This window comes from Luteimonas soli (genome assembly GCF_042648865.1).
In the GTDB taxonomy this organism is placed as follows: domain Bacteria; phylum Pseudomonadota; class Gammaproteobacteria; order Xanthomonadales; family Xanthomonadaceae; genus Luteimonas; species Luteimonas soli.
Window position 1 is genome coordinate 1 of record NZ_JBHRYA010000001.1, and the last position, 5939, is coordinate 5939.

Below are 5939 nucleotides of genomic sequence, written 5' to 3' on the forward strand. Positions count from 1 at the left end.
GCGTCAGCAGCTTGCTACGCTGCGATCGTGGGTAGGCATCTGAGGCTTATCTAGGTCAGCCCCTTTGCTTTTGCCTTTCCTCGGGAAGAGCAACAGCAAATCCCCCATACCCCCTTTTCCAAAGGGGGCAAAAACATGAAGCTGTTGCGACTTCTGACTTCTGACTTCTGACTTCTGACTTCTCCGCCTCTGACCCCATGGACACCGTCTTCATCGAAGCCCTCGAAGTCGAAGCCCTGATCGGCATCTACGACTGGGAGCGGCGTATCCGCCAGCCGCTGCTGTTCGACATCGAGATGGACTTCGACAACCGCGTGCCCGCGGCCAGCGACGACATCGCCGACACGCTCAACTACAAGGCGGTGAGCAAGCGCGTGATCGCCTATGTGTCGCAGTCGGAGTTCGGGCTGGTCGAGACGCTGGCCGAGCGGGTGGCGGCGATCATCCTCGATGAATTCGGCGTGTCGCGCGTGCGGCTCAAGCTCAGCAAGCCGGGTGCGGTGCGCGGCGCGCGCGCGGTCGGGGTGACCATCGAGCGCACGGCCGCTACCCTGTAGCGCATGCAGGACTTCATCGAAACCAACCTCGTGCGGCCGCTGGCCGGGATTCCCTACGCGTCCACGGTCGTCGCCCTGCTGGTGCTGGCGCTGGTTGCGTGGATCGCCAACTGGCTGACGCGGCGCGTGCTGCTGGTGGTGGTCGGGCGCCTGGCCAAGGCGTCGCCGACCAAGTGGGACGACGCGATCATGGGTCGCCGGGTGCTCGCGCGGCTGGCCAACGTGGTGCCGGCGCTGGTCGTGCTCGGCGGCATCGCGCTGGTGCCGGGCATTCCGGCATGGCTGGACCTGGTCGTGCGCAACGTCGCACTCGCCTACGTCGCGCTGACCGTGGCGATGGCGATCGGCAACCTGCTCAACGCGCTCAACGACATCTACGAGCAAACCAGCCGCCACGCCGTGCAGCGTCCGATCAAGGGCTACCTGCAGCTGGTCAAGATCGGCATCTACATCATCGCCGCGGTGCTGATGATCGCCTCGCTGGTCGGCAAGTCGCCGCTGGTGCTCCTGACCGGCCTGGGCGCGATGACCGCGGTGCTGATGCTGGTGTTCAAGGACACCATCCTGTCGCTGGTGGCGTCGGTGCAGCTGTCGAGCAACGACATGCTGCGCGTGGGCGACTGGATCGAGATGCCGAGCCAGAACGCCGACGGCGACGTGATCGACATCAGCCTGCACACGGTCAAGGTGCAGAACTGGGACAAGACGATCAGCACCATCCCGACCTGGACGCTGATCAGCGAGAGCTACCGCAACTGGCGCGGGATGACCGATTTCGGCGGGCGCCGGATCAAGCGCGCGTTGCTGATCGACCAGACCTCGGTGCGTTTCCTCGATGCGGAAGAGCGCCAGCGCCTGCGCCGCTTCGCGCTGATCGATGGCTACCTGGACAGGCAGAAGGCCGAGCTGGCCGACTACAACGCCAAGCTCGAGGCCGCCGGCAAGGACCCGGTCAACAACCGCCGCGCGACCAACCTGGGCACCTTCCGCGCCTACATGACCGCCTACCTGCAGGCGCACCCCGGCGTGGCGCACGACATGACCCTGATGGTGCGCCAGCTCGACCCGACGCCGACCGGCCTGCCGCTGGAGGTGTACTGCTTCTCGGCCAACGTGAACTGGGTGCCGTACGAGAACCTGGCCGGCGACATCTTCGACCACCTGCTGGCAGTGATGCCGGAGTTCGGGCTGCGCGTGTTCCAGCAGCCCAGCGGCGCCGAACTGAGCACGGCGCTGGCGAACCTGCGCCTCGCGCCGGCCGCGCAGGACGCAGCGCCCGCGACGGGCGACTGAGCGCGCGATGGCCCGTGCCTGCCTGAGCCTGGGCAGCAACCTCGAACCCGAGGCGCACCTGCGCGCGGCGATTTCCGAACTGCAGGCGCGCTTCGACGAGGTTCGGGTGTCACGGGTGTACCGCACCCGCGCGGTGGGTTTCGACGGCGGCGACTTCCTCAACGCCGCTGCGGTCATCGAGACCGACCTCGAACCCGAAGCGCTCGACGCCTGGTTGCACGCGCTGGAAGACGCGCACGGCCGCGACCGCAGCGGCCCGCGCTTCGGCGACCGCACGCTCGACATCGACCTGGTGCTGTACGACGAGCACATCGTCGACGGCCCCGGCCATCTGCGCGTGCCGCGCGAAGAACTGCGCCATGCCTTCGTGCTGCGGCCGCTGGCCGAGATCGCGCCGGACATGGTCGAGCCGCGCAGCGGGCGCACGCTTGCGGAGCTGTGGGCGCAGTCGCCGGAGCGCGACGTGGCGATGGAGGCGGTGCCGGGGTTCGACATCGGATAGCGGACTGGCCCCCCCAGCCCTAGTGGGAGCGGCTTCAGCCGCGAGCCTTCGATTCCACTTGCGAACCAGGAGCTCGCGGCTGAAGCCCCACTAGGGCGGGTGCGGTCACATCCGCCGTGCGGCCACGTCATGGCTTGATACTTCCGGCGCTTGCGCGCACACCGCGCGCATCGCACGATGACGCCATCACCCGGGGAGATCAGGGCATGTTCGAGAAGTTTTCGCGCAGTTGGGGGCTGGTCAAGGCAAGCGCTTCGGTACTGCGCTCGGACAAGGAACTGATGCTGTTCCCGATCCTGTCGGGCATCGCCACGCTGGCGGTGCTGGCGACCTTCCTGGTGCCGATGCTGGCGCTGCGGATCTTCGCCGACGGCTTCGGCGTCGGCGGGGCGGTGTTCGGCTTCCTGTTCTACTTCTGCCAGTACACGGTGATCATCTTCTTCAACTGCGCCCTGGTCGGCGCGGCGATGATCCGCCTGGACGGCGGCGACCCGACCCTGCGCGACGGCTTCAGCGCGGCGAAGTCGCGGCTGCCGGCGATCCTGGGCTACGCGGCGATCTCGGCCACCGTCGGCGTGCTGCTGCAGGCGCTGAAGAACAAGGACAACTTCATCATCCGGCTGCTCGGCAGCGGGCTGGGCGTGGCGTGGACGCTGGCGACCTTCCTGGTGGTGCCGGTGCTGGTCAGTCGCGATGTCGGCCCGATCGACGCGCTCAAGCAGAGCCTGGGCCTGCTCAAGGGCACCTGGGGTGAGAACGCGATCGGCAACGTCGGCATCGGCGCCGCGTTCGGGGTGATCATCTTCGTCGCTGTCCTGCTGTCCGTGGGGCTGGTGGTGCTGGCCGCGCAGGTCTCGGCGGCCCTGGCCATCGCCGTGGGCGTGGCCTGCGCGATCGGCGTCCTGCTGCTCGGCATCTACCAGGCCGCGCTGACGGGCATCTATTCGGCCGCGCTGTACCGCTACGCGGTGTCGAACGAAACGCCGCCGGCGTTCCAGGGCGTCGCGCTGTCCCGCGCTTTCACCCCGTAGGTCGCGGCTACGCCCCCGACGCTCGCGCGGCCGGAATGACAGCGCCGTAGGTCGGGGCTACGCCCCCGACAGCTCGCGCGGCCGGAACGACAGCTCTTCGCGCGTTGTCCGGGTTGCGGGCGAAAGCCGTCGGGGGCGGAGCCCCGACCTACGCCAGGAGCCTTCCGCCATCCAGGCGCAGCACCTGGCCGGTGCAGTAGGTCGCGTCGCGCAGCAGCCAGCGCACGGCTTCGGCGACTTCCTCCGGCGTGCCGGTGCGCGCCAGCGGGGTGCGGGCCAGTAGCGCGGCGCGGCGTTCGTCGTCGGTCTCGTCCTCGGGCCACAGGATCGCGCCCGGCGCGATCGCGTTGACGCGCACGTCGGGCGCCAGCTCCAGCGCCAGTGACTTCGTCGCCATCTCCAGCGCGGCCTTGGCCATGCAGTAGACCGTGTGGTCGCGCAGCGGCTTCGCGGCGTGGATGTCGGTCATGTTGACGATCGCGCCGTTCGCGGCGGCCAGGTGCGGCGCGGCGGCCTGGGCGAGGAAGAACGGCGCGCGCGCGTTGCTGGCGAACAGGATGTCCCACTGCGCGGGCGTCACCGTGCCCAGCGGCGTGGGGCCGAAGCCCGAGGCGTTGTTGACCAGCGCGTCGAGGCGGCCGAAGCGGCCGATGGTTCGTGCGACCAGTTCGGGCAGGCGGTCGAACTCGGCCAGGTCGGCCTGCAGCGTCAGGACGCTGCCGCCGCGCGCGGCTTCCAGTTCGCCGGCCAGCGCCTGCATCGGCGCGGCGGAGCTGCGGTAGTGCAGGGCGAGGTCGTAGCCGGCGGCGTGCAGGCCACGGGCGATCGCGGCGCCGAGGCGGCGCGCGGCGCCGGTGACCAGGGCGACGGGGCGGGGCGATGCGTTCATGGCGACACACGATAGCGCAGGCCGCTCCCATGCGATGGCGGCGTTCCGTATCCTGTCGCGCAGTCGAACAGGAAACTCCATGCCCACCTCGCCCCCCGACGCCGACGCGCTGGCGCACAGCGCGCACCTGCAGGCGCTGATCCGCGAACAGATCGCCGCGGCCGGCGGCGCGGTGCCGTTCTCGCGCTTCATGGAGCTGGCGTTGTACGCGCCGGGGCTGGGGTACTACAGCGCCGGGGCGACCAAGTTCGGCCGCGCCGGCGATTTCGTGACCGCGCCCGAGCTGGGCTCGCTGTTCGCGCAGTGCATCGCCGAGGCGGTGGCGCCGGTGCTGCGCCAGGTCGGGCCGGCGGCGACGTTCCTGGAGATCGGCGGCGGCAGCGGCGCCTTCGCCGAGCACGCGATCAAGCAGCTGATGGCGATCGACGCGATGCCCGAGCGCTATGCAATCCTCGAACCCAGCGCCGACCTGCGCGAGCGCCAGCGCGAACGATTGCAGCGCAAGCTCACGCCGCTGGTGTTCGAGTGCGTGGAATGGCTCGACGGGCCGCTGTCGGAACCGTGGAACGGCGTTCTGTTCGCCAACGAAGTGATCGACGCGCTGCCGACACCGCGCTTCAGCGTCCGCGATGGCGAAGTGTTCGAGGAACACGTCGCGCTCACCGGCGATGGCGCGTTCATCCGCACCGATCGGCCGGCCGATCCGCTGCTGTCGGCGGCCGTGCGCCACGTCGAACGCGAGATCGGTACGCCACTGCCCGACGGTTACCGCTCCGAACTGCTGCCGCAGCTGCCGTACTGGCTGCAGGCGGTGGCCGGCGGGCTGGAAACCGGCGCGATGCTGTTCGTCGACTACGGCTATCCGCGCCGTGAGTACTACTCGGCAGAGCGCCCGGACGGCACCCTGCGCGCCTTCCACCGCCATCGCGTGAGCGGTGACGTGTTCGCGCATCCCGGGTTGCAGGACATCACCGCCTCGGTCGACTTCACCGCGCTGGCCGAGGCCGGCACCGGGGCCGGGTTCGATTTCACCGGCTACTGCTCGCAGGCCAGCCTGCTGATCGGCAACGGCCTGGCGCAGCGGCTGGAAGAACAGGAGGGTCGCGCCGCCGACGAGGCCGGCCGCTACGCGCTGCGCCAGCAGGCCAAGCAGCTGACGTTGCCCGCGGCGATGGGCGAGCGCTTCCAGGCGATGGGCTTCGCGCGCGGGGTGGAGTTCGGCGCCGCGTTCCTGGCCGGCGACCTGAGCTTCCGGTTGTGATGGCGCTGCACGGACTCAAGCCGCTGCGCCATCCGCGCGCGTGGCTGGCGCTTTGGTGGTTGGCGGTGGTGCTGGTATTCGTCGCCTGCCTGGTGCCCGCGCGCGAGTTGCCGTCGGTGCCGCGCGGCTTCGACAAGATCGAGCACTTCCTTGCCTTCTTCCTGCTCGCCGCCAGCGCGGTGCAGCTGTACGCCACGCGCCGGGCGCTGTGGTGCGCGGCGCTGGGGCTGGTGGGACTGGGCGTTGCGATCGAGCTGGCGCAGTTCGCGTTCACCGCCAGCCGCTCGATGGATCCGCGCGACGTGCTGGCCGATGCGCTGGGCGTGGCTGCGGGGTTTGCGATCGCGCTGACGCCGCTGCGCGATCTGCTGCTGCGGATCGAGGCGCGGTTGTTCCCGAAGTGATC

The 5939-nt window shown here is 69.6% G+C and carries 7 protein-coding genes; 6 read left to right on the forward strand and 1 reads right to left on the reverse strand.

What is annotated here, in order from left to right; genetic code table 11:
* Positions 1–197 precede the first annotated feature (197 nt).
* The 4 genes from folB to ACFONC_RS00020 all read left to right on the forward strand — a co-directional run bounded on the left by folB (position 198) and on the right by ACFONC_RS00020 (position 3383).
* On the forward strand, positions 198–557 hold the full coding sequence (gene folB / locus ACFONC_RS00005) for a dihydroneopterin aldolase (RefSeq protein ID WP_386741461.1): 360 nt from the start codon (positions 198–200) through the stop codon (positions 555–557).
* A gap of 3 nt (positions 558–560) precedes the next feature.
* Positions 561–1850, forward strand: coding sequence for a mechanosensitive ion channel family protein (locus tag ACFONC_RS00010; protein WP_386741462.1), 1290 nt, complete (start codon positions 561–563; stop codon positions 1848–1850).
* 7 nt (positions 1851–1857) lie between these two features.
* Positions 1858–2352 (forward strand): 2-amino-4-hydroxy-6-hydroxymethyldihydropteridine diphosphokinase, encoded by a 495-nt coding sequence (gene folK / locus ACFONC_RS00015; protein WP_386741464.1) that lies wholly within the window; start codon positions 1858–1860, stop codon positions 2350–2352.
* Between the two features lie 206 nt (positions 2353–2558).
* Positions 2559–3383, forward strand: a complete 825-nt coding sequence (locus tag ACFONC_RS00020) for a DUF6159 family protein (protein ID WP_386741465.1) — start codon at positions 2559–2561, stop codon at positions 3381–3383.
* A gap of 148 nt (positions 3384–3531) precedes the next feature.
* On the opposite strand, the gene ACFONC_RS00025 is transcribed toward ACFONC_RS00020, so the two are convergent.
* The gene (locus tag ACFONC_RS00025; protein ID WP_386741466.1) at positions 3532–4272 is read right to left on the reverse strand and encodes a pteridine reductase; all 741 of its coding nucleotides are present in this window, start codon (positions 4270–4272) and stop codon (positions 3532–3534) included.
* Positions 4273–4306: 34 nt separating this feature from the next.
* Here ACFONC_RS00025 and ACFONC_RS00030 point away from each other — a divergent pair, with 34 nt between their 5' ends.
* Positions 4307–5533: a class I SAM-dependent methyltransferase gene (locus ACFONC_RS00030; RefSeq protein WP_386742167.1), complete on the forward strand. Its 1227-nt coding sequence runs from the start codon at positions 4307–4309 to the stop codon at positions 5531–5533.
* The gene (locus tag ACFONC_RS00035; protein WP_386741467.1) at positions 5533–5937 is read left to right on the forward strand and encodes a VanZ family protein; all 405 of its coding nucleotides are present in this window, start codon (positions 5533–5535) and stop codon (positions 5935–5937) included. Before ACFONC_RS00030 ends, ACFONC_RS00035 begins: the two co-directional genes overlap by 1 nt.
* Positions 5938–5939: the final 2 nt, after the last annotated feature.

What these genes read in the sequence shown, in the direction of transcription:
- folB (WP_386741461.1), top strand. Translation starts at nt 198, where the DNA reads ATGGACACCGTCTTCATCGAAGCCCTCGAAGTCGAAGCCCTGATCGGC.
- ACFONC_RS00010 (WP_386741462.1), top strand. Translation starts at nt 561, where the DNA reads ATGCAGGACTTCATCGAAACCAACCTCGTGCGGCCGCTGGCCGGGATT.
- folK (WP_386741464.1), top strand. Translation starts at nt 1,858, where the DNA reads ATGGCCCGTGCCTGCCTGAGCCTGGGCAGCAACCTCGAACCCGAGGCG.
- ACFONC_RS00020 (WP_386741465.1), top strand. Translation starts at nt 2,559, where the DNA reads ATGTTCGAGAAGTTTTCGCGCAGTTGGGGGCTGGTCAAGGCAAGCGCT.
- ACFONC_RS00025 (WP_386741466.1), bottom strand. Translation starts at nt 4,272, where the DNA reads ATGAACGCATCGCCCCGCCCCGTCGCCCTGGTCACCGGCGCCGCGCGC.
- ACFONC_RS00030 (WP_386742167.1), top strand. Translation starts at nt 4,307, where the DNA reads ATGGCGGCGTTCCGTATCCTGTCGCGCAGTCGAACAGGAAACTCCATG.
- ACFONC_RS00035 (WP_386741467.1), top strand. Translation starts at nt 5,533, where the DNA reads ATGGCGCTGCACGGACTCAAGCCGCTGCGCCATCCGCGCGCGTGGCTG.